General features: G+C 60.5%; 21 protein-coding genes and 1 tRNA gene. 12 read left to right on the top strand and 10 right to left on the bottom strand.

Translation table 11 applies throughout. The features are described 5' to 3' along the window. Window positions 1–170: 170 nt before the first annotated feature. The gene (locus tag AC244_RS00190) at window positions 171–1049 is read left to right on the top strand and encodes an alpha/beta fold hydrolase (protein WP_053246862.1); all 879 of its coding nucleotides are present in this window, start codon (window positions 171–173) and stop codon (window positions 1047–1049) included. A 114-nt stretch (window positions 1050–1163) separates the two neighbouring features. Here the strand turns inward: AC244_RS00190 and AC244_RS00185 are convergent, their stop codons facing one another. From AC244_RS00185 to AC244_RS00175, 3 genes are all read right to left on the bottom strand, one after another. Further along, window positions 1164–2216, bottom strand: coding sequence for a porin (locus tag AC244_RS00185; RefSeq protein ID WP_053246861.1), 1053 nt, complete (start codon window positions 2214–2216; stop codon window positions 1164–1166). A gap of 676 nt (window positions 2217–2892) precedes the next feature. After that, window positions 2893–2982: transfer RNA gene (locus AC244_RS00180), tRNA-Ser, on the bottom strand. Window positions 2983–3181: 199 nt separating this feature from the next. Then, entirely contained in the window at window positions 3182–5401 is a 2220-nt protein-coding gene (locus AC244_RS00175; RefSeq protein ID WP_053246860.1) for a caspase family protein, read from the bottom strand. A gap of 323 nt (window positions 5402–5724) precedes the next feature. Here AC244_RS00175 and AC244_RS00170 point away from each other — a divergent pair, with 323 nt between their 5' ends. The 3 genes from AC244_RS00170 to AC244_RS00160 all read left to right on the top strand — a co-directional run bounded on the left by AC244_RS00170 (window position 5725) and on the right by AC244_RS00160 (window position 8026). Beyond that, window positions 5725–6081 carry a hypothetical protein gene (locus AC244_RS00170; RefSeq protein ID WP_053247606.1) on the top strand — a complete coding sequence of 119 codons (357 nt, stop codon included), beginning with the start codon at window positions 5725–5727 and terminating at the stop codon, window positions 6079–6081. A gap of 209 nt (window positions 6082–6290) precedes the next feature. Beyond that, complete coding sequence (locus tag AC244_RS00165; protein WP_053246859.1) at window positions 6291–6665, top strand: PilZ domain-containing protein; 375 nt, start codon at window positions 6291–6293, stop codon at window positions 6663–6665. A 236-nt stretch (window positions 6666–6901) separates the two neighbouring features. Continuing rightward, the gene (locus AC244_RS00160) at window positions 6902–8026 is read left to right on the top strand and encodes a pyridoxal phosphate-dependent aminotransferase (protein WP_053246858.1); all 1125 of its coding nucleotides are present in this window, start codon (window positions 6902–6904) and stop codon (window positions 8024–8026) included. A 69-nt stretch (window positions 8027–8095) separates the two neighbouring features. On the opposite strand, the gene AC244_RS00155 is transcribed toward AC244_RS00160, so the two are convergent. Continuing rightward, complete coding sequence (locus AC244_RS00155) at window positions 8096–8362, bottom strand: sel1 repeat family protein (RefSeq protein ID WP_025426371.1); 267 nt, start codon at window positions 8360–8362, stop codon at window positions 8096–8098. Between the two features lie 593 nt (window positions 8363–8955). On the opposite strand from AC244_RS00155, the gene AC244_RS00150 reads away from it, so the two are divergent. The 5 genes from AC244_RS00150 to AC244_RS00140 all read left to right on the top strand — a co-directional run bounded on the left by AC244_RS00150 (window position 8956) and on the right by AC244_RS00140 (window position 12269). Further along, complete coding sequence (locus AC244_RS00150) at window positions 8956–9297, top strand: DUF2147 domain-containing protein (RefSeq protein WP_053246857.1); 342 nt, start codon at window positions 8956–8958, stop codon at window positions 9295–9297. Between the two features lie 499 nt (window positions 9298–9796). Continuing rightward, window positions 9797–9970 carry a hypothetical protein gene (locus AC244_RS37370; protein ID WP_025426369.1) on the top strand — a complete coding sequence of 58 codons (174 nt, stop codon included), beginning with the start codon at window positions 9797–9799 and terminating at the stop codon, window positions 9968–9970. Window positions 9971–9983: 13 nt separating this feature from the next. Continuing rightward, window positions 9984–10160 carry a hypothetical protein gene (locus AC244_RS37365; protein WP_162174731.1) on the top strand — a complete coding sequence of 59 codons (177 nt, stop codon included), beginning with the start codon at window positions 9984–9986 and terminating at the stop codon, window positions 10158–10160. A 94-nt stretch (window positions 10161–10254) separates the two neighbouring features. Then, window positions 10255–10575: a YnfA family protein gene (locus AC244_RS00145; protein WP_053246856.1), complete on the top strand. Its 321-nt coding sequence runs from the start codon at window positions 10255–10257 to the stop codon at window positions 10573–10575. 191 nt (window positions 10576–10766) lie between these two features. Further along, a complete protein-coding gene (locus tag AC244_RS00140; protein WP_053246855.1) occupies window positions 10767–12269 on the top strand; it encodes an AMP nucleosidase in 1503 nt (500 codons plus the stop codon). A 21-nt stretch (window positions 12270–12290) separates the two neighbouring features. On the opposite strand, the gene AC244_RS00135 is transcribed toward AC244_RS00140, so the two are convergent. Then, a complete protein-coding gene (locus AC244_RS00135; RefSeq protein ID WP_053246854.1) occupies window positions 12291–13244 on the bottom strand; it encodes a lysylphosphatidylglycerol synthase domain-containing protein in 954 nt (317 codons plus the stop codon). 135 nt (window positions 13245–13379) lie between these two features. On the opposite strand from AC244_RS00135, the gene AC244_RS00130 reads away from it, so the two are divergent. Further along, window positions 13380–14357 (top strand): glycosyltransferase family 2 protein, encoded by a 978-nt coding sequence (locus AC244_RS00130; RefSeq protein WP_053246853.1) that lies wholly within the window; start codon window positions 13380–13382, stop codon window positions 14355–14357. Then, complete coding sequence (locus tag AC244_RS00125) at window positions 14350–15834, top strand: ArnT family glycosyltransferase (protein ID WP_053246852.1); 1485 nt, start codon at window positions 14350–14352, stop codon at window positions 15832–15834. The genes AC244_RS00130 and AC244_RS00125 overlap by 8 nt, the downstream gene beginning before the upstream one ends. Here AC244_RS00125 and AC244_RS00120 read toward each other — a convergent pair. Both AC244_RS00120 and AC244_RS00115 read right to left on the bottom strand, forming a co-directional pair. After that, window positions 15824–16735 carry a diacylglycerol/lipid kinase family protein gene (locus AC244_RS00120; RefSeq protein WP_053246851.1) on the bottom strand — a complete coding sequence of 304 codons (912 nt, stop codon included), beginning with the start codon at window positions 16733–16735 and terminating at the stop codon, window positions 15824–15826. The two genes, AC244_RS00125 and AC244_RS00120, sit on opposite strands and share 11 nt — an antisense overlap. A 175-nt stretch (window positions 16736–16910) precedes the next feature. Continuing rightward, entirely contained in the window at window positions 16911–17378 is a 468-nt protein-coding gene (locus AC244_RS00115; RefSeq protein WP_053246850.1) for an Lrp/AsnC family transcriptional regulator, read from the bottom strand. A gap of 151 nt (window positions 17379–17529) precedes the next feature. Here AC244_RS00115 and AC244_RS00110 point away from each other — a divergent pair, with 151 nt between their 5' ends. Continuing rightward, entirely contained in the window at window positions 17530–18441 is a 912-nt protein-coding gene (locus AC244_RS00110) for a DMT family transporter (RefSeq protein ID WP_053246849.1), read from the top strand. Between the two features lie 60 nt (window positions 18442–18501). Here the strand turns inward: AC244_RS00110 and AC244_RS00105 are convergent, their stop codons facing one another. The 3 genes from AC244_RS00105 to AC244_RS00095 form a co-directional block, all read right to left on the bottom strand. Beyond that, window positions 18502–19389: an ABC transporter permease gene (locus AC244_RS00105; protein ID WP_053246848.1), complete on the bottom strand. Its 888-nt coding sequence runs from the start codon at window positions 19387–19389 to the stop codon at window positions 18502–18504. Window positions 19390–19611: 222 nt separating this feature from the next. Beyond that, window positions 19612–20610, bottom strand: coding sequence for an ABC transporter substrate-binding protein (locus tag AC244_RS00100; RefSeq protein WP_053246847.1), 999 nt, complete (start codon window positions 20608–20610; stop codon window positions 19612–19614). A gap of 458 nt (window positions 20611–21068) precedes the next feature. Further along, window positions 21069–22733 carry an electron transfer flavoprotein-ubiquinone oxidoreductase gene (locus AC244_RS00095; RefSeq protein ID WP_053246846.1) on the bottom strand — a complete coding sequence of 555 codons (1665 nt, stop codon included), beginning with the start codon at window positions 22731–22733 and terminating at the stop codon, window positions 21069–21071. Between the last annotated feature and the right edge of the window lie 415 nt (window positions 22734–23148).

Raw genomic sequence — 23148 nt, 5'->3', positions numbered from 1 at the left:
GTCGGTGCAACAACCGGTTTCAATCTGTGACCCCGGCAATCGGCAATTTCGCGGCCCCAAGAGGTAACGCGGACCAAGAGCGCCCTTCTCGTCCCTGAATGCCCGACCGCGTGCTTGCCGTTTCCGTTTCAACGGCTACGATCCGGTCCTGCGCTGAATGGAGGGCGAGCATGGATCGAGGCGCGTTTCGGGAACATCGTTTCCACGGGGTCGGCGGATTGCAGCTCTACGCGCGGGCCTACGGACCTGAGCCTGAGCCACGGGCGGCAACTCCGGTCATCTGCCTGCCGGGGCTCACTCGCAACAGCCGAGACTTTCACGAGCTTGCCACCTTTCTCGCATCTTCGTCTGGAGGCGGGCATCCCGTCATCTCATTGGACTACCGTGGCCGCGGGAATTCGGAACGCGACGGCGATAAGAGCCGCTATACGATTGCAGTCGAAACGTCCGACGTCATCACCGCTTGCGCGTATTTCGCTATCGAAAAGGCAATTTTTATCGGCACCTCACGTGGGGGGCTGATCCTGCACCATCTGATCGGCCTGGCCCCCGGCTTGATCGCAGGGGTCGTGCTCAATGACATCGGGCCTGTGATCGAACTTGAGGGATTGCTCGGGATCCGGGACTATCTCAACACAGGGACCGGACCGGCAAGCTGGGCCGCAGCGCCCGACTACCTGAAAGCCATACACGGAGACGATTTCCCGATCCTTCGAGAGGTCGATTGGCTGCAGATGGCAAGGGCGATCTATCGCGACGAAGGCGGCGTTCCCGCCGCCGATTTCGACCCAGCAATTGCGGCGCAACTGCAGGCGCTTACGGCGGACATGTCACCGCCGGATCTTTGGCCCCAGTTCCACGCCTTTACGGGGCTTCCGATGATGGTCGTTCGCGGCGAACATTCCAAGCTGCTGTCAAGCGCCACGGTTGATGAGATGAAGAATAGGCATCCCAACTTGGCGACCGTGACCGCCGCTGGACAAGGCCATGCACCGCTACTGCATCTCGACGGCCCCAGGCATGCCATAGCCGCCTTTGTTCACCGCTAAACGAGCGCGTGCCTGCGCTCTCGCGGGAGAATGTCTTTCCCGTACGGAAGACGCCAAACGAAAAAGCCCGGCTCGAAAGCCGGGCTTCTCTAAACTGACCGAGGTCAGATCAGATTAGAAGTCGCGCTGCAGGCGGACGAAGCCGAATACCTGGTCGTCGCCGTTGTCTTCGTCTTCGTACTGAACCGACACGCGGGTAGCGAGGCCTTCGGTGATCTTGTAGTCAACCGTTACGCCAGCGCGCCATGCATCGTCGTTGCCGAAGCTGGTGAGCGAATCCTGCAGGCTACCGAAGTACTGAGCGCCAGGAGTGATCGCCAGCTTGTCGGTTGCGTTGAAGCGGTACGAAGCTGCAACGGTCCACTCGGACTGAGCCCAGTAAGCGTTCGGGTTGGAAGCCCAGATACCAGCGATCTGGAAGACGCCCGGACCGAGGTCAGCCGAGAGCAAGCCGCGGATCGCGCCTTCTTCCATTTCGGTGTCGAAGCCGCCGAGCAGGTCGAAGGATACGCCGCCGAGCGAAGCCGAAACGATACCGGCAATGCCGACGCCGTTGTCCCTGGTGGTGACCGTACCTTCGAGCTCGTCGACCGAGACACCAGCCTGGAACGTGCCGCCGTCATAGAGGTAGGCGATCGAGTTGAACTCGGTGAAGTTGCCGAGCGTGTCGGTTTCGCCGTTCAGACCCTTATCCCACCAGCTGTAGAAGAAACCAGCCTTGAGGCCGCCGAGCTGGATGTAGGCTTCATCGACGTCGATGAAGTCGCTGTCGCCGATGTCGCTGTCGTTGTCGGCGTTGAACTCAGCGGCGAAGAAGCCGGTGAGCGTGCCGTATTCGGTGTCGCTCTTGGCATCCCATGCGACGTAAGCGCGGGAGAAGACATCCCAGTCCGACGTGGCCACCGTGCCGGCGGGGCCGTCAACGTTACCATTGTAACGGCTGGTTACCGCGTCACGGCCGAACGAGCCCTGAACGCGGATGAAGCCGCTGAGCTTCAGGCAGGTTTCGGTGCCCGGGATGTAGAAGTAGCCAGTGCCGAAAGCGTCGCAAACGCGAACGTATTCCATGGGCTCCGGCTCGGCTGCGACGATTGCGTCGGCTGCCTGTGCGCCGGATACTGCTGCGAGAGCTGCAGCGGAGCCGAGAAGAAGGCTCTTGATGTTCATTTCTGACCTCCAGTCAAAAGTTTCAAACGGGTCTGGGTATTTTGCTGAAGGACAGCGTTCCCTGCCCCATCCCCAACGTTCAAGAAGTCGGACGATCAACCGCCCTTGCTTCCGGATTTGAAAATACAAGACGCGGTCATCGGCGCAACGTCCAACTGGCGAGATGACGTGCTTTCCGCCGCCCTTCGCCGAACCCTGTTGCTGAAACGACACAAAATCGCCGCATGCAGCCTGAGAAAATTAATAAAGGATTAAGAAAAGCCTTTATTCCTGAGGGCTTAGAAAAAGAGCGGGGGGTACCGCCTGTTTCAGAAAGAGGCAGAAAGCGGCCCAAAATGGGGGGAAAAGCCGATCCGGCCAGCCAATTTCCTGGGAAGAGCGAGGTGCAGCACCGCCACATTTCACGGAATCGACATTGCCCACTGCCGCTCCGACCACCGGAATCGCCAGAATCAATGCGAGAGATTCGCAGTCGATCGTTCGCGACGTCTGATTCTGGGTGGAGAAGATGGCTTACCGAAGCCAAGGAGGTTCATCGACATTGGTGCAGATGGCGCCGAGAATGCATTCCCGCTTGCAGCTAGGCCGATGTCATCTGGATTGAAGAATGACATATCGGCCGACGAGCGGGCGACTGACATACGATGAGCGGGAAAAATCAACCATCAGAGGGTGATGGCGGAGAAGAAGGGATTCGAACCCTCGATACCCTTCCGGGTATACTCCCTTAGCAGGGGAGCGCCTTCGACCACTCGGCCACCTCTCCGTTAGCGCCTGACTAGTGTCAGACCGCGGGCAATGCAAGATTTTTTTGTCGGTTTCCGGCAAATCGGCACATTTTCATGTGGGCGCCCGAGGAACCGGCCCGTTCATGCCCTCGAAGACATGCGGGAAGCTGCGGTTTGCGCGGCGGCGGCAGCAATGTGAGGCAAACAGAACGGAATCTGGCTGTCGCCTGCGCCGCTCTATGTCTTTCGCGAAAGCCTATCGATCGCATCGAGCGTCGCGGCACCAAAATCTCCATCGACGGGACCACTATAAAAGCCGCGATCCTTCAAGAGCACCTGCATCTCCTTGCGGAAGGCCGGTGTAAAATTGCTCGGCTGGGTCTTGAGCTCCTGAAGCTTGGCCGGATCGCCGCCCTCGACGCTGGCTGCCGCCCAGCGCACAGCCTCCTTCGCATCCGCCTTGGTGCCGAGGCCATAGTCATAAAGACGGCTCAGATTTCCCATCGCGTAGGCGCTGCCGGCATTTGCCGCCATCTCGTACCAGGTGCGTGCCTGGGCATAGTCCTGGGCGACGCCGGTGCCGACATCGTAGAACCAGCCGAGCAATGCCATGGAATAGGAATCGCCGACATTGGCCGCCTTTTCGTACCAGGTCTTGGCTTCGGCATAGTTCTGCTCGGTGCCAAGCCCGTTCTGGCAGGCCCAGCCGAGCGACGACATGGCGTTGACGTCGCCTCCTTCGGCCGCCTTCTTGTACCAGGACAGCGACTGCGCCAGGTCCTTGGGCAGGCCAAGCCCCTCTCGATAGAACCAGCCCACGGTGGCCATGGCGTTGGCATAACCCTGACCGGCGGCCAACTGATACCACCTGGCAGCTTCATCATAGTCCTGGGCGATGCCGCCGTAACCTTCGCGATAGAGCCAGCCGAGCGATGCCTGGCCATAGGCATTGCCGGCCTTGGCCGCTTGCTCGAACATGCGCTTGCCCTGGTCGACATCGACGGCGCCATCGGTGCCGTAGACGGAGAACCAGGCCAGATTCGTCAATGCGTACATATTGCCGCCGTCGGCGGCCTTTTGATAATTGTGGCGTGCCTCGACATAGTCGCGTCCGGCATCCTGGGCCCGGCCCAGCATATTGACGAGCATCATGTCGTCGGGATTCTCGTTGACCGCCTGGGCGCAGGCCGTCAGCGCCCGGGCGGAATCAAGCTTCAGGAAGTTGACGCCGACGAAGCCGGGCATGGACTGCGGCTCGCCTGCCAGCAGATAGCAATCGCGCGAAGCCTGGGTGTCCTTGCCGGTCTGCGAGATGTTGAGGCCCTTCTGCGGTTCGAGCGCGGCAATCTGCTGCTCCGCCTCCACCTTGTGCTTGCTGTCGGGATAACGCTCGAGGAACCGCGTGAGCGCGGCGGCGTCGGTCGACTGCTTCAGAGCGTCCCAGGCAATCTCGTCGGGCGTCGCGCTCGACGTCTGCTCAGCCTCGGCCAGAAGCTTCAGCTTCTTTTCCGCCAGCACCTTATAAACAGGATCGGATCCATGCTTGGCGAGGAAGGCAGCGATCAGATCCTTGTCGGCGAGATCGCGGATGTTCTGCCAATCGGCAGCAGCGGCCGATTGGCTGTTTGGCGAGAGCTGCTCACCGTTGTTGGTGATGTTGATGTTCACTTCCTTTATGTTCAGGAAGATCTGGGCGCCACCGAGCGATCCATAGACAAAGGGCTCCTGGCCGCGGTTTGTGACAGACACCACCTCGTCGCGCACCTTGCCCAAGGCGATGCGCACGTCGACGCCCGGCTCAGTCAGATACTTTGCAAGTGCTGTGGCAAAAGGGCTGTTCCTGCCCTCGCCATCGAGCGCAACTGTTCCGGCCTTGGACGCGAAGGCGACCAGCAGGTCGGCCGATTCGGGCTCAACACGCGCGAGCCCGCGGGAAACCGCGCGCGTCGAGATCGACCGCGTCATGCTCTGCTCAAACGGATTGTTGCGGCAGGCGTCGAGAATCACCAGCTTGAGCTTGGTTGCACCCTCGAGCGACCGCTGAACCCGATCAAGGCCGATCGCCTCGTCCTCGATATCCTTGTCCGTCTTTAATTGCACATCGGTCGGCAGAAGGAAGTTCTGGCCGTTCATTTCCATGCCGTGGCCGGAGTAGTAGACAATCGCCACATCGGCGCCCGTTGCCAGATCCTCGAAATCGCGCAGCGCCTTGACCATGTCCTGGCGCCCGACGTCATGAACCGTGGTGACGGAATCGAAGCCCGCATCCTCGAACGAGGCCTTCATCAGTTCGACGTCATTGGCGGGATTGTTGAGTTGAGAGGTCGCCTCGTACTTCTCGTTGCCGATCAAAAGGGCGACACGCTTTGCAGCCAAGACATCGGCTGGCGCAAACGCCAGCACCGCCACGAACAGAATGACGAACGGCCGCCAACGCGACGAATGCCCCGTAAACATGCACTTCCCTCCGGCACAACCCTTTATCCCCTGGCTCATCGGGAGCAGGAGACGGGAGGCGCTCAACCCCATTGACGGCACTTCGGGACGATGCCGCCGCCCCACAATCATGCCCTGATGAAACTATTACGTATGAGCCAGGGGCTTTCAATGTCTCCGGTCGCCATATTTTTTTTGAGGCAGTTCGTCTTTCGCGCTCCCGCAAGGTCGAAGCAAGTCGGCGATCTTAACTCAGACGCCGCGTCGCTCGGGCCGGGGTGACTCCGTCATGGCCCGATGCGCCTCCTGCGCCAATGAAAGGCTATGCGTTCTCGGAGCTTGCCATGTCGATGAAAATGCACGTCGCGGAAGCGAAGCCAGGGCAACTGGCAGCGACGTATCAACATTACTTCATTGAGCGTCCCTGCCGGATTCTGATCATCGGCCAGCACCTCAAGGCAAAGACCAAATATCAGTGCCTGCTGCGTCACATTTCGATCGCCGGCGCCATGCTCGATTTCAATGCCGCACTCATGGTGCCGAAACACTTCTTTCTGGAGATCGACGGATTCAAGGAAGAGATCGGCTGTTCTCAAGTTCATCGCAACGGCGCGGAGCTCGGCGTGCGCTTCAACATGCTGCTCGCTCCCGATTTCGTCAGCCGGCTGATCCGCATGCAATTTTCAAGCGGCGGCTTTTGACCGCGGCCGGGTTCCGCCGAGGGAAAATGACCGATGTTAGATTTTTATCGATCTCCTTCAGCGGATTGCAAACTTCTGCACCGAGACTGCACTCGACTTACCTCGACATTGAGACGAGGATTAAGCGTGGGCGAATGAATTGCCCACGATCGAAGGCCGAGTTTGGCAAAGATCGCATTTCGCGATCCGGCGTTGACGGAGAATGACAGATGCAGCAGACGATGTATTCCTGCGTGCCCTCGCCGTTCTACGAGCGTCGCTACGAGCGCTTTTCCATCGGCCATGCCGCCACCCTGACGACGGTACAGCCGGGGCTTGGCAGCGTGTCGGTCCGAACCTGTCGGATGATCGATATCTCCCGCGGTGGCGCCAGCTTTGCAGTGCAGACCACCATTGGCCTGCCGCAGCATTATTATCTTCATATCATCGGCACCCCGCTTCGCATCGGTTGCGCCGAGGTCTATCGAAATGGCGATCGCATCGGAGTACAGTTCATCAAGCCGATCGAACAGACCCTGCTGCGCGAGATCATCCGGCAGGAGTTCTTCACCGGCCAGGACGCGAAAGCGCCCAAGCGCCGCTAATGCCTATGCGGCCGTTGCAACAGGCCGTCAAAATCCAACAATTCGGGTCGGTTTTTCTCGTCGAAGAGATTCCGCATTGCCAAAGCATGCATTACAGCGCCGCGCGTCTGTTTAGACGCGCAAAGGTCGCTGTAACACTTTGAGTTGCTGCATAATTTTGCCCTAAATCGATTCCGATTTAAGGAATTATGCAGTAAGTTCCGCGAACTTTGTTCGAACGGAGCCTTATATAAAGCATGTCCGCATTCTCTCGCTTCACGCCGCTCATCCAATCCCTTCCCTCCACGATACCCTTCGTCGGACCCGAGGCCATCGAGCGCCAGCGTGGGCGCGCCATTGCTGCCCGCATCGGCGCCAACGAAAGCGGGTTTGGGCCTGCTGAAAGCGTCGTGCAAGCGATGCGAGAGGCGGCAACGGGAACGTGGAAATATGCGGACCCGGAAAACCATGATCTGAAGCAGGCGCTGGCCGCCCGGCTCGGTGTCTCTGCCGCCAACATTGCGATCGGCGAAGGCATCGACGGACTGCTCGGGCAGATCGTGCGGATGGTGATCGAGCCGGGCATGCCTGTCGTCACTTCGCTCGGCGCCTATCCGACGTTCAACTATCACGTCGTCGGTCACGGCGGCCGGCTGGCGACTGTGCCCTATGTCGGCGATCGCGAAGATCTCGACGGGTTGCTTGCAGCCGTCAAACAGGAGAATGCCCCGCTGGTCTACTTCGCCAACCCGGACAACCCGATGGGAAGCTGGTGGAACACCGAACGCATCGTCGAATTCGCCAAGGCCCTGCCCGAGACCACGCTGTTCATTCTGGATGAGGCCTATTGCGAGACGGCGCCGGCGCAGGCCCTGCCCGCAATCGACGCTTTTATAGACATGCCCAATGTCGTCAGGACCCGAACGTTCTCGAAAGCCTATGGCCTTGCCGGCTCGCGCGTCGGTTATGTCATCACCACGCCCGGGACCGCCCAGGCGTTCGACAAGATCCGCAATCATTTCGGCATGAATCGGATCGGCGTGGCGGCGGCAGTCGCAGCGCTTGCGGATCAGGACTATCTAAGCTCGGTAACGGCGAAGATTGCGCATTCGCGCGAGCGCATCGCTGAGATCGCCAGGAGCAACGGCTTGTCGCCGCTCGAATCGGCGACCAATTTCGTTGCGATCGATTGTGGACGGGACGCGGTCTATGCGCGCGCGATCGTCGATACGCTGATGAGCGACCACGGCATCTTCATCCGCATGCCCGGCGTCGCCCCGCTCAATCGCTGCATTCGCGTCAGCACCGGGCCTGAGGCGGAGATGGATCTGCTTGAAGCCGCCCTGCCGAAGGTTCTGGCGAAACTGGCAGGCGGCCAGTAGGCCATCATGCCCGGCGCCTGCCCGCTTGCGGGCGCCGCGGGACGGGAGCTTGGCCCCCCGCCTTGCCGTTCAGTGAACGGTCATCCATTCGCGGGCGGCGCGAAGTGCTGCTGCAAGATCAGACTTGCTCATCGTCATCGATAGGTCGGCGCGCAGATCGACGGCGCGGTCGCAGCCCTTGATCGCGGCGATGTTCAGCCATTTATGGGCGGCCACCAGATCGACCGGACGACCACGACCGGTCGCATAGGCCAGACCCATTTCGCAGAAGACGTCCGCCTGGTTTTCACCACCCATCGCGGTATTCGAAGCAACCTGCATATCAAAGCGTGCCATTGTCTTGTCCCTGTTTTGCCTGGTTGGTTTTCCGAAGCGGCCCGCCCTTTAGAGGCGGACCATGCTCCAGATCAGCATTCGTTTTTGGTCCCTGTTCGACCGTGCCTCTTTGTGGGCCTTTCCGAACCGCGCCATCTTTTGCAGCGTCATCTTCGGTCATTTGGCGGGGTGAATTTCTCCGCTCGTCTTATGGGTCTTACTATGCAGCACGGCCTTCAATACGCGCTTAAAATGCATGATTAATTTGAGACAAACAAAGTTCAAACACTTGGTAAACTTGAGTTTTTGTTAAACATCGAAAGGCCGGAAATCTGGCGCATTCGCATAAAAATTTACGAAATATTCAACCGCCGATTTCAACCAAACGGTAACCACGAAAAAAGTGTCCGACCTGCCAGTCCTGGATTTCCTCGATTTTTCTCGGCCGAAAACCGGCAAATAAAAAGCACAAATAGGCGCACTCGAACCAGTTTACCTTTACGTGCGCGTAAGCTACTTTGCCGGCGGCGGTGAGGAGACTGCCTTTCAAACGAGGATATCTGAAGAGATGCCGGCGAAGCGGACCGCGCCGGCGGCCTTATCTGGAGGAATGAATGATTCGTACCCTGTTCATGACCGCGGCTCTCGCTCTTGGCGTCGCCGGAACGGCCGTTGCCGCCGAAGCGATCGTCGGCAACTGGAAGACCGCAACCGGCGCGACGGCCGAGATTGCCCCTTGCGGCGGTGCCTTCTGCGTCACGCTGAAGACCGGCAAACACGCCGGCAAGCGGATCGGCAATCTGTCCGGCACGGATGGCAGCTATTCAGGCGAAATTACCGATCCCGAAACCGACAAGACCTATAGCGGTTCGGGCGCCGTCAACGGCAACTCGCTGAAGATGAAGGGCTGCGTGCTCAAGATTCTCTGCAAATCGCAGACCTGGTCGCGCCTCTAGGATCGATCACTTACAAAGGGCGGCCGTCGGGTCGCCCTTTTTGCGCCTATCAGCAGGCACGTTGCCCAAAGATGATCTTTTGTGCGTGCCTGTCTTCGACAAGGCTTGCCTGGCAGGCACGTTCTTCCTTTCTAACTCCGATGGGTTTCTTGACTGCGGGCCACATCCGATGATCGCCGGCATGCGGTTCTTCGGCGCGAACTGCTCGCCCCGCCGATGTTGAGGTTTTTACCTCATAGGGAGCGCCCAATTCCTCCAGGATGGCGGTGACTTCCAGCCGTTCGGCGCACGCCAGTAACAAAGCTCGATCTGGGCAGTTACCATTCTCTCCGGATGCATTGGGGTCACTGGGTTGGGCACACCCCTGCCCGCGAGAACGGCAGCGACATCAATCACAAGATGAACGCCAGATGAACGGCCATATCAGCAAGAGTTCAGTTTGGTTGTGCGAAAACACACTCAATCGATTTGAACCGCCTCCAGACCAACGGACAGAACCATGGACATTCTTGCTCGGCGCCTCACCATTATCAGCCTTCTGATGGTTGTCTTTGCGATGACCCTTGCCGCCGCAGTCAGCGCAGATACCGAACGTCGCCGCAGCAACACCTATCTCGGCTCGCTGACGGATTGCACCGCGCACACGGCGCAATACTGCCAAGCCAAGCTCTAACGGAGAGACCGACATGCTGGCCGCCCTTTCCACATCCGCCTTTCTCTCGCTGCGTGTCCTTGCACTTGCCAGCCTGCTGATGGCGCCGGTGGGGGCGCTCGCCTATAGCAAGGCCAATGGCCTTGGTATCGGCAAGCAGGGGGCCGGCCTCGTTCTCTTCGTGACGCTGCAGCGTCAATCGATGAGCTGACCAAAGGCGCCATCGGCGCCTTTTTATTTTGCCTGTCTCTCTTGCATCGCCGAGCGCCTTCCTGTCCTTTCACGGTTGAAAGGACCCGCCATCGATGCCAGCCTACGCCGTCTATTCCCTTGCTGCCCTTGCCGAGATCGCCGGATGCTTTGCCTTCTGGGCCTGGCTGAAACTCGACAAGCCGATCTGGTGGCTGATCCCCGGCATGGTGTCTCTGGCTTTGTTTGCCTGGCTGCTGACCTTGATCGACAGCGGGGCGGCCGGCCGCGCCTATGCTGCCTATGGCGGCGTCTACATCGCCGCCTCGCTCATCTGGCTGTGGCTTGCCGAAGGCGTGCGACCTGACCGCTGGGATCTGACCGGGATGGCCGTCGCCCTCGTCGGCAGCGCCATCATCCTCGCCGGACCGCGCTAGGGGCAGCTACTGCATAATTCCTTCAATCGAAAACGATTTGAGGCGAAAATTATGCAGCAAGCTTAAAGTGTTACAGCGTCCTTCGCGCGTCATATCTGACGCGCGGCGCTGTAGAGTTGTGTTGATCGACGCAGTTGTGCATGTCCGCATCTTGTCGTTTGCTTGTCAGATGCCGCAGCCTATAATGCGACATGAACAAGCAAATCTCTTCACACTCCGCCCTTTCGATCAGCACGCCCGAGCCTTTCGAGCCGCAGTTCTTCGATGATCCTGCCGCCGCCGTCGATTGCCTCGAGGCGCTTTACGAGCGCAATACCCGATTCCTCACAGAGGCTTTCGAGGAGTTGGGCAAGACCGACAAGCCACTGACCCGCTATCGCGCCTGCTATCCGCAGGTCAGCATCGAGACGAGCAGCTTCGGCCATGTCGATTCCCGCTTGTCCTTCGGCTATGTCAGTGCACCCGGCGTCTATACGACGACGATCACGCGGCCGAAACTGTTCCGGCACTACCTGAAGGAGCAGCTCGGGCACCTGATGCGCAATCACGGCCTCGGCGTCACCGTATCCGAATCGGCCACCCCGATCCCGCTGCATTTCGCCTTCGGCGAAGGTGCCCATGTGGAGGCATCCGCGGCAAGCACCATCGATATTCCCTTGCGCGATCTCTTCGATGCGCCCGACCTGACGACGACCGACGACGAGATCGCCAACGGCTCCTACGAGCCGGGCCCGGGGGAGCCCTCGCCGCTGGCGCCGTTCACCGCCCAGCGCATCGACTACTCGCTTGCCCGCCTCAGCCACTACACGGCCACGAGCGCGAACCATTTCCAGAACTTCGTGCTGTTCACCAACTATCAGTTCTATGTCGACGAGTTCTGCGCCTGGGCGCGCCGGCAAATGGCGGAAGGCGGCAACGGCTACACGGCCTTTGTCGAGCCCGGCAACATCATCACCCCGGCCGGCGCCGACAGGCCGGAAACCGACCATACGCTCGCCCGCCTGCCGCAGATGCCGGCCTACCACCTGAAGAAGAAGGGCCACGGCGGCATCACCATGGTCAATATCGGCGTCGGCCCGTCCAACGCCAAGACGATCACCGACCATATCGCCGTGCTGCGCCCGCATGTCTGGCTGATGCTCGGGCACTGCGCCGGGCTCCGAAACAGCCAGCGGCTTGGCGACTATGTGCTCGCCCATGCCTATATGCGCGAGGATCATGTGCTCGACGACGACCTGCCGGTCTGGATCCCCCTGCCCGCGCTTGCCGAAGTGCAGGTGGCGTTGCAGGACGCCGTCGCCGAGGTCACAGGCTATCGCGACTACGATCTCAAGCAGATCATGCGCACCGGCACCGTCGCCACCATCGACAACCGCAACTGGGAACTGCGCGACCAGCGCGGGCCGGTCAAGCGCCTGTCGCAGGCGCGCGCCATCGCGCTCGATATGGAATCGGCAACGATCGCCGCCAATGGCTTCCGCTTCCGGGTGCCCTACGGCACGCTGCTTTGCGTTTCCGACAAGCCGCTTCACGGCGAGCTGAAGCTTCCAGGCATGGCCACTGCCTTCTATCGGACACAGGTGAGCCAGCATCTGAAGATCGGCATTCTCGCCCTGCAGAAACTCGCGGCGATGCCGCCGGAGAAGCTGCATTCGCGCAAGCTCAGAAGCTTCTACGAGACGTCGTTCCAGTAGCCCCTCGGCCAGCAGCGACGCTCAAGGCTTTCTCTGCAGAAGCATCGACAGCATCGTGCCCGCGACAGCGGACACGATGATCAGCAGATGCGCGTTGACACCGGCCCCGGCCAACTGCTCCAGCGCCGCGCGGTCCGCCCCTGCTCCGAAAGAAACGGCACCGGCGGCGATCGCCGCCGGATAGGTGCCGACGCCCGCCGGCGCATGCATCGGCAGCACCGAGGAGAGCTCGCCACCGAGCGCTCCGCCGAAACAGGCAGCAAGCGGCGCAACGCCCATGATCGCCAGAACCCAGGCGAGAACAACGACCTTGACCGCCCAATTCAGAATGGTCATCGCCCAGGCCCTGAGGAATGCGCCTGTCGCGCCGGGCAGACCTGCATTCAACTCTTCGACGATCGATTCCAGTCTTGCCGGCAGCAACCGCCGCCCCAGGGCGACCACGCGATCCTTCAACAGAAAGACCAGAAGCGGCGAGACCAGCGCTGCGATCCAGAGCGCCCAGGCGACAGCTGACCCACGGCCGAAAACGAGGCCGATCGCAGCGACCGTCAACAGGGCATGTAGATCGAGCAGCCGCATGACCAGCAGCGCCGCGGTTCCGCGCGCCAGCGGAATCGAGAATTCCGACCGCATCAACAGCGGAAAGCTCGTCTCTCCGGCGCGAAACGGCAGCATGATGTTCAGGAGATTATGCACCTGCGTGACGCGAAACAGCGCCAGAAACCGGCCTGACGTCTCCGTCGGGAAGTAATCGTAGATGCGATAGCAGCGGATGAAATAGGTCGCGACAAGAAGCACCAACGCCGCGAGCCCGGAACCGACACCGATTTTCGTCCATTGCTCGAGCAGCGTTTGCCAGCCCCAGACCCATTCGACAAAAATCGCATAGGTGGCAATCGCCGCAGCCGATATCAGCGTCACGCGGTTGCGCGCCAGCCACGATCGCCGCTCGAACTCGCAGCCAGAATTCATCAGATGCCAATTTCCCGTGTTGAAACGCAACTTTGCACGTTGGTTATCACCGATAACTGTGCAAGAAAACGACTATGTAAGCGCATCCCTATTCTTCCGGCGCGTGCAAGACGCACCGAATGCACGAGCGATCCCATGCCCCCCATCGAGTTATCCGTCGTCATCCCGGTCTTCAACGAAGAGGACAGCATTGAGCCGCTCATCACGCGAGTGAGTGACGCCATGGCGAGTTTTTCAGCACCTTGGGAGCTGATCCTGGTCGATGACGGCAGCACCGATCGCACGTTGACCAACGCAAGAAGGGCGCTCTGTCACCCCAATCTTCAGCTGAAGATCATCGAACTGCAGAAGAACTTCGGGCAGACAGCCGCCATGCAGTCCGGCATCGACGCGGCCGCCGGCCGATTGATCGCCACGCTCGACGGCGACCTGCAGAACGACCCGGCCGATATTCCCGCAATGGTCAAAGCGATCGAGGAGCGGCAACTCGACCTGCTCGTCGGCTGGCGCAAGAATCGTCAGGACGGCCTCTTGCTCAGAAAAATCCCGTCCTGGTGCGCCAACCGGTTGATCGGCAAGATCACCGGCGTCAGGCTGCATGACTATGGCTGCAGCCTGAAGGTTTATCGCGCCTCGATCATCAAGCAGGTCAAGCTGATGGGCGAGATGCATCGCTTCATCCCTGCCTGGGTCGCAGGCGTCGTGCCCAGCAGCCGCATTGGCGAAATGCCTGTCACCCATCATGCCCGCCAACATGGCCACTCGAAATATGGGATCTCCCGCACGTTTCGCGTGATTCTCGATCTGTTGTCCGTGTTGTTCTTCATGCGCTACAAGGCGCGACCTGGCCATTTCTTCGGTTCGATCGGGCTTGCGGCGGGCGCAGCCAGCGCACTCATCCTGTTCTACCTCGCCTTCGACAAGTTCATTCTCGGCAACGATATCGGCACCCGCCCGATGCTGATCGTCGGCGTGATGCTTTTTCTGTCATCGGTGCAGTTGGTGACGACGGGCATTCTCGCCGAGATGATGGCGCGCGCCTATTTCCGCGATGACGAAACGGCCAGTTATATCGTGCGAGAGGTGTTCGTGCGGGATCAGACGAATGCTTGAGTTCGTCGAGCGCCGACCCAACCTCGTCATCGCCCTGATTGCGGCCTATTTCCTGCTCTGTATCGCCCTGCGCCTCACCGTTTCGAATTCACTCGAGATCGACGAGGCGGAGCAGGCGTTCGTGTCGCAGTTCCTGCGGCTCGGCTACGGTTCGCAGCCGCCCTTCTACAATTGGCTGCAGTACGGGTTTGGGGCGGTTCTCGGACCATCTCTTGCGACGATGACGTTGCTCAAGAACCTGCTTCTGTTTTTTTGCTGCCTTTTCTACGGCCTTGCCGCGCGCGAGGTCCTTGCGGACCGACGTCTTGCCGTGATTGCCATGCTCGGCGTGCTGACGCTGCCGCCGATCTTCCTGCTTGCTCAGCGCGACCTTTCACATACGGTCGCAGCCTTGTTTGCCGTATCGCTGTTCCTCTACGGCTTCCTGCGGACCTTGGCCCGCCCGAGTCTCGCTGGCTACGCACTGACCGGCCTTGCGGTCGGAATAGCCTTCACCGCAAAGTACAATTTTGCCCCCGTCCCCGCCGCTGCCGTTCTTGCCATTCTGCCAGAGCCCAATCTGCGCACCCGGCTGTTCGACTGGCGTATCCTGGTTTCGTTCGCAGTTGCAGCGCTGATCGCTTTGCCACACGGCTGGTGGATCCTCGAAAACCTCGGCTCCGCCTCAAACAGCACCCTTATCGAGATGCGTGAGGCGCATGCGGAAGGCCGACTCGCGCAGGCGTTCCACGGCATGGTTTCTCTCGTTGCCGCCACGATCCGAGGCAGCATCGTGCCGCTCGTAGTATTCGGTCTTGTTTTTCGGAAGAACCTTCCTGCGATCTGTTCGGCGCAAAGCCAATGGACGCGCATTGTCGGCCGAATGCTCGCGATCTGCCTCTTCGCGGTCCTGCTGATCGTCCTCGGTGTCGGCGCCACGCATATCCGGGAGAAATGGCTCGTGCTCTTCCTGGTTCTGCTGCCGCTCTATCTCTGCCTCAAGGTCGAAGCGGCCGGCGTCGACGCAACGTTTGAACTTCGACCGTTCCTCTGGCTCGTTGCGTTCATCGTGCTCACTGCACTCATGGTCGTTTCCACCCGGGCGATCGTACGGCCGCTCTTCGGCAAATATTCGCGGTTGAGCATTCCCTACGCCACGCTGGCCGAAACGGTGGTTGAGCTTAAGGGTCGCGAACCGATCCTGATCCTTGCAAAAGACAAGTTGATCGCGGGTAATCTTCGCACCCACCTTCACGATGCGACCGTGCTCGCCCCCAGCGATCTTGGCGTGGGGACGCCCCGGGCATCGATGCCGCTTCTTGTCGTCTGGAGCGATGACGGCAAGGCGGAGCCGATTTTGCCCGAGGCGCTAGCAAACGCGATGAAAGCGCGTGGTTTTTCGACGACGACGGCGACGCCGCAGGTTCTGTCCCTGCCCTATCTGCATGGCAAGGCTGGGGACCGCTACAATTTCGGCTTTCTCTGGGTCACGAACTAGACCGGTCGGCGCCGACGAGCAGCTTGAGTTCGCCCGGATGGATCCGCAACGCGACGTCCCGTCCCATCGGCAGAAGCTCGCCGTCGATCACGCAGTTGATCTTGCGGTCGACCTTGGGGAAATGCAGATCCAAGGCATAACCGCTCATCTCGGTAATAACAGGGTTATCGCGGAACTTGCCGCGCAGCACGTCGAGCGCAAGCTTGGCAACGCCGGGCGGGCTCAAGGGGGGCGCCGTGTAGAAACCGAGATGACCGGCCGTCACGTCATCCGCATACATCAGCGTATCGCGCCCGAACGGATTGTTCGACACGGACACGGCCGATACGTGGCGACTTTCGTGGTGACCATCCACGTCGAATTCGATCTCGAAATCAGGCGGATTGAGAATGACACCGACGGCGGCCCGGGTGCTCGCCGTGATCTTGCCCAGCCGCGATCGGAAGCTGTACGATTCGCGGTAGCGCACCATGCGAGCGTGCAGGCCCATCGAGAACTGGTGCACGAAGGCCCGGCCATCGGCACTGCCGATATCACCGTCGATGATTGTGCCCTGCGCCAGAACCTCCGGCGCCTTCCAGATGTCGAGCGGCAATTTCAGCGTGCGCGCAAAAAGGTTCATCGTCCCGGCGGGCACGACGCCAAGCGGCATGCCGGTCTTCCAGGCAACGCCGGCGGCTGCCGAAATCGTACCGTCGCCACCGCCAGCCACGATCGCATCGAGATCGTCGCGCCGGCAGGTCTTTTCCAGGGTCTCCTGCATCTCGGCGCCTGAGACGGTCGCGATCTCGATCTGATGACCGGCGTCGCGAAAGATCGCCTCAACCCTATTGCCATAGGCCGTCATGTCCGTCGTTCGGAAGGTCCCACCGTCCCGATTGAAGATAGCTTTGATTTTCATGAAAGGCTTACTGGCTCCATTGCCGTGGCAAAGTGCGTCCACTGCGATGAGATAAGCGCAATCGGCGCCGTTTCCAGAGCCTTACCAAAACTTAACATTGACCCCATCCCGGACGAGCGGCCCGGCTTCACCGCCGCTGCGCGCCCCTGTTTGCGGCGCGGCAGCGCTTCCGACCTTACTCCGGCAGCTTGAGGGGGCCACCCGTCTTGATCGAGCGGATGGCGAAGTTGGAGCGGATGTCGGTCACGCCGGGCATGGCCAGCAATGTCTCGGTCAGCAGCGTCTCATAGGCCGAGAGATCTTCGACCACGACCTCGGCAAGAAAATCGGCGTTGCCGGAAATCAGGAAGCAGGAGACAACCTCGGGAATGGCAAGCAGGGCCTCTTGCTGACGCTGGGCATTCTCGCGGCTGTGCTGGCCGACCTTGATTTCCACGAAGACGGTCAATCCAAGCCCGACCTCCTTGCGGTCGATATCGGCCCGATACCCGCGCAGGATCCCCGATTTCTCCAGATTGCGGATGCGCCGCAGGCATGGCGATGGCGACAGATTGACACGTTCGGCAATCTCCACGTTCGTTGCCCGCGCGTCCTCCTGTAGGATCTTGAGAATCGCGAGATCGAATTTATCCAGATTTGGCATAGTTGATAATCCATTGAGGCCGTATTGGCACATGATTGCGTACCATAGTCCATTTGAAGCACAAATCGCAAGGACATGCCCTGCCCGTTGGCAGTAATCTTCTTCCCAGGCCCAAACAATTGCGGGCATTCAAATCGGGAAGGAAAATCAGATGGTTGCCCTCACACTCGGTCGCGGCAGCGCTGCACCCGTCGCCACCGGCTATGCCGGTGCCCTGGTCACCGTCTTGATCTGGGCGGGGTGGATTCTTGCGACGCGGCACACTGCCGGCACCACGCTCGGCACGATCGACCTTGGCCTGATCCGCTACGGCATCCCGGCGCTGGTTCTCGCGCCGGTGTGGCTGAGGACCGGGCTTCTGCCGCGCAAGCTGCCGATCCTCTTGCTTCTCCTGATGGTCGCAGGTTCAGGCGCGCTGTTCTTCCAGGTCGCAGCCTTTGCCATTCACGTCACGCCCGCCTCCTCGGTCGGCGTGCTGCTCGGCGGCTCCATGCCGCTGGCAACGGCCCTGATCGGCATCACCATCTTCGGCGAGCGGCCCGACCGCATGCGTGTCGCAGGCTTTACCGCCATCGTTGCCGGCGTCGCCCTTCTGCTCGCCCGCAGCCTTGCCGGCACCGCGGGCACCGGCTGGACCGGTTACGCCCTTCTTCCGGCAGCGGCCACACTCTGGGCGATCTATACTCACGCCTTCCGGCGCTCCGGCCTCAGCCCGCTCGAAGGCAGTGCGCTGATCGCCGTCTGGTCGTTCCTCATCCACCTGCTGCTTGCCGGCATCTTCGGCAGCACGCTTGCCAGCGTCCCCCTCAAGGAGATCGCCTTGCAGATCACCAGCCAGGGCCTTCTCTCGGGCCTCGTGGCAATGGTCGCCTATGGCGTGGCGGTCCGCAGCCTCGGCGGAACCCAGGCCGCCGCCTTCACCGCGCTCACCCCCGTGCTTGCAATGATCGGCGGCGCGATGCTTCTCGGCGAGCGGATCGGCCCGTTCGAGATTGTCGCTGCGGTCATCACCGCTATCGGCGTGGCGCTCTCGACCGGCATCCTTTCGCCACGCAGGGCGTGAAGGGCAAGAACAAAAAATGGCCCGGAAACGAGAGTTTCCGGGTCATTTCGCTTGTCGGTTTCAGCCGTGGATGATCTCGCGATGTTTCTGCAGCCGGTGGCCATAGGCCTGGCTCACGCGGTCGAAGATGATCGCGATGCCGACGATCGCAAGACCGTTGAAGATGCCGAGCGTGAAATACTGATTGGCGATCGCCTTCAGCACCGGCTGACCAAGCCCCTGAACCCCGATCATCGAGGCGATGACCACCATGGCCAGCGCCATCATGATCGTCTGGTTGATGCCTGCCATGATCGTCGGCAATGCCAAAGGCATCTGCACGTTCTTGAGCTTCTGCCAGCCCGACGAGCCGAAAGCATCGGCCGCCTCCAGCACATCCTTGTCGACCAGGCGGATGCCGAGATTGGTGAGGCGAATCATCGGCGGTATCGCATAGATGACCACTGCGATCAGCCCCGGAACCTTGCCGATGCCGAGCAACATCACCACCGGGATCAGATAGACGAAGCTCGGCATGGTCTGCATCACGTCGAGAATCGGATTGACGACATTCTGGAACCGGTCCGACCGCGACATGATGATGCCGATCGGTATGCCGATGGCGATCGACAGCACGGTGCAGACGAAGATCATCGAGATCGTCTTCATCGTATCGTCCCACATGTCGAAGTAGCCGATGAGGAGCAGCGTGCCGACACAGCCGGCGACGATCTTCCAGTTCCGGCTCGCAAACCAGGCGAGAACCGCAATCAGCAGGATGATGATCGGCCAGGGAGTACGCGTCATGAAGCGCTCCGACTGGATCAGAAAGAACTGCAACGGTTCAAAAAACGCTTCGATGCCGTCGCCATAGGCACGCGTAAAGTTGCGGAAACCTTCGTCGATCGCTTTCTTCAACGTCCGCAGGCGATCATCGTCCATATGCGGAAACTGGGTCAGCCATTCCATTCCATTCCCCTTCACTGCTCCCCGACGACGACCCTGATTATTTGTTTTTTGACCACCGTCAGCATCTAGAGCGTTTCCGGTTTAAACGGTGCCGCAGAAACGCTCTATCTCATTGTTTTTACGCATTTCCTGACGGAAAGTCGCTTCGCACTTTTCCTGGAAATGCCCCATGAGGCGGCGCACGAGATCGGCGCGCCGCCCATTCTTGTCACGCGATGGCGATCAGAGCGCGGACTTGACCTTCTCGGCAACGTCCGGCGAGACCCAGGTGGTCCAGATGTCAGGATTTTCCTGGAGGAAATGCTTCGCACCTTCCTCGCCGCTTGCCTGGTTGTCGGTCATCCAGGCCATCAGCTTGTTGACGGTATCGTTGGCCCAGGCACGCTTGTTGAGGTAGTCCATCGCCGGACCGGCCCGATCGGCAAAGGTCTTGGTCACAAGCGTCTGGACCTTGTCCTTCGGCCAGTCGTTCTTCTTCGGATCCGGGCAATCGGCAACCGTGTTGCAACGCTTCCATTCGGCAGCATCGGCCGGCACGCCATGTTCCAGCTTCACCATCTCGTATTTGCCGAGAAGCGCGGTCGGTGCCCAGTAGTAGCCGACCCAACCCTGCTTGCGCTCGTAAGCCTTGGCGATCGAGCCGTCGAGGCCGGCCGCCGAGCCGGTATCAACCAGCGTGAAGCCAGCCGCCTCGCCGCCATAGGCCTTGTAGAGCTGGGTCGTAACGACCGTGCCGCCCCAGCCCTGCGGACCGTTGAAGACGGCGCCCTTGCTGGCGTCCTCCGGATCCGGGAACAGTTCCTTGTGCTTCAGCACATCTTCGATCGTCTTGATGTCGGGGTTGGCGTCAACGACGTATTTCGGGACCCACCAGCCCTGGACGCCGCCATCGGAGAGCGCAATGGCGGCACCGACGAGCTTACCCTCCTCGAGCCCACGATTGACGACGTCGGGCAGCAGATCGACCCAGCCTTCCGGCGCGACGTCCGGTTGACCCTTTTCGATCATCGAGGTGATCGTCGGCACCGTGTCGCCGACCACCAGTTCGGCATTGCAGCCATAGCCTTCCGTCAGGATGATCTTGTCGACACTCGCCAAGACCTCAGCGCTCTGCCAGTTCATGTTGGCGATCGTCACATCGCCGCATTCGGCTGCCGAAGCCGTGCCGGCAAGGCCGAGGAAGCCGGCGGCCAGGCAGGTTGCTGCAAGAAGCTTGTTCATTTCTGTTCCCTTTGTTCTGGCGGTACGTCCCGTCGGACTGCCAATCTCACCGCAGGGATCGGCAGCGTGTCAACAGAGTTCGGCCCGACTCAAAAACAACAGGGACCGAACGACCTGCGGGTCCGTCGGCCTGCCAGGCAAGCCGACGACACCTTGAAAGTTATAGGGGTTTTCCGGCAAGCGCTTTCCCATTTGCGCCAACGATTGCCTTTCCTAATATTCGAGATGCCGCCTCGGGCCTTTGTGCGCGATCCTTCGCGAGCTGCGGCACCGGGGTCACCTTCCGAGCGAAACGCCGCTGTGAGGCGCATCTTTTTCTGGAGGCCTTGATCACGCGACTGCTTGTCGATTCACCAAGCCTGGGCATGAGACCAAAAACGAAAGAGGCGCCGGGATTTTCCCCGACGCCTCGATCCTTTTCATGGTCGCTCGCCTACACTGGCGTGGCAGAACTTGTTTTACATATTCGGATAGACCGGCCCTTCGCCGCCCTGCGGCGGCACCCAGTTGATGTTCTGGTTGGGGTCCTTGATGTCGCAGGTCTTGCAGTGCACGCAATTCTGCGCGTTGATGACGAAGACCGGCTTGCCGTCCTTCTCCACCCATTCGTAGACCCCGGCCGGACAGTAGCGCGTCGACGGACCGGCAAAGACCTCCAGTTCCGAGGTGCGCTGCAGCTCCGGGTTCTTCACCTGCAGATGGATCGGCTGGTCTTCCTCGTGGTTGGTGTTCGACAGGAACACCGAGGACAACCGATCGAAGGTCAGTACCCCGTCCGGCTTCGGATAGTCGATCTTCTTATGCTGTGCTGCCGGCTCTAGGCTCTGGGCGTCGGTCTTGCCGTGTTTCAGCGTGCCGAAGAAGGAGAAGCCGAACAGCTGGTTGGTCCACATGTCGAGACCGCCGAGCGCCACGCCGACCGCGGTGCCGAACTTCGACCACAGCGGCTTGACGTTCCTCACCCGCTTCAGGTCGCGGCCGATGTCGGTCTGGCGCCATTCGTTCTCGATCTCGACCGGTTCGTCATTGGCCCGGCCCGAGGCGATCGCTTCCGCCAGCTTGTCGGCGGCGAGCATGCCCGACAGCACCGCATTGTGGCTGCCCTTGATGCGCGGCACGTTGACGAACCCGGCCGAACAGCCGATCAGCGCGCCGCCGGGGAACGACAGCTTCGGCACCGACTGGTAGCCGCCCTCAGTGATCGCCCGCGCACCATAGGACAGCCGCTTGCCGCCCTCGAAGGTGCCGCGAATGGCCGGATGGGTCTTGAAGCGCTGGAACTCCTCGAACGGGTAGAGATAGGGGTTCTTGTAGTTCAGGTGCACGACGAAGCCGACGGCAACCAGATTGTCCTCGAGATGGTAAAGGAACGAACCGCCGCCGGTCTTCATGCCGAGCGGCCAGCCGAACGAGTGCTGCACCAGGCCGGGCCTGTGGTTCTCCGGCTTGACCTGCCACAGTTCCTTCAGCCCGATGCCGAATTTTTGGACGTCGCGGTCCTTCGAGAGATCGAATTTTGAAATCAGCTGCTTGGCCAGCGAGCCGCGCACGCCCTCGCCGATCAGCGTGTACTTGCCGAGCAGTTCCATGCCGCGGGCGAAGTTCGGGCCCGGCTCGCCATTGCGCTCGATGCCCATGTCGCCGGTGGCAACGCCGATAACGGCGCCGTCATCGTTGTAGAGCACTTCGGTGGCGGCAAAGCCCGGATAGATCTCGACGCCGAGCGCTTCGGCGTGGCCGGCCAGCCAGCGACAGACATTGCCGAGCGATACGATGTAGTTGCCGTGATTGTTCATCAAAGGCGGCATGGCGAAGTTCGGCAGGCGGATCGAGCCGGCCGGGCCGAGCAAGAGGAACTGGTCGTCGGTGACTTGCGTTTTGAACGGATGGTCGGCCTCGTCGCGCCAGCCCGGCAGCAGCCGGTCGATACCGATGGGATCGACGACGGCGCCCGACAGGATATGCGCCCCGACTTCGGCACCCTTTTCCAGCACCACGACGGAGAGTTCGGGATTGATCTGCTTCAACCGGATCGCCGCCGCCAGACCCGCAGGCCCGGCGCCGACGATCACCACGTCGAACTCCATGCTCTCGCGCTCGGGTAGATCTTGTGGCTCGCTCATACCGTCTCTCCAGTCTCGCCGGTCTTCTGCCAGCTCAGTTCCCAGGCCATATCATGTCGTCATCGCAAATGCCGTTTGGCTTGTCGAGCCGGGATGCGACAGCCGATGCCCGCTTTTGCGCATGAGGTCATGAGTTTAGCACAAATGTCTATATGACGTGAACGTAAACGTAAATACGTGATTTCTCCAATGTCATTGTGGGCCAACCGCCGTCCAGCCTTGCTTTTGCCGAATAGCCATGTCAGGAGGCCGGGCATTCGACTTTCCGGCGGAAGACGCCGGCAATCCCATCCGCAACCGGCATTTCGGCAAGGCGCCCCACAGCGCCGGAACGGCATGCCTTTCGCTTCATTCCGGGCACCGCCGACCTCCCTGGCGCTGGCCCTGAACGCGGTGCGCGGAACAGAGCCGTGTC

The sequence above is a fragment of the Ensifer adhaerens genome, from assembly GCF_001270265.1.
Lineage (GTDB): Bacteria > Pseudomonadota > Alphaproteobacteria > Rhizobiales > Rhizobiaceae > Ensifer > Ensifer adhaerens_B.
The sequence above is the reverse complement of the archived record's forward strand: the minus strand, read 5'-3'. Positions and strand labels throughout refer to the sequence as shown.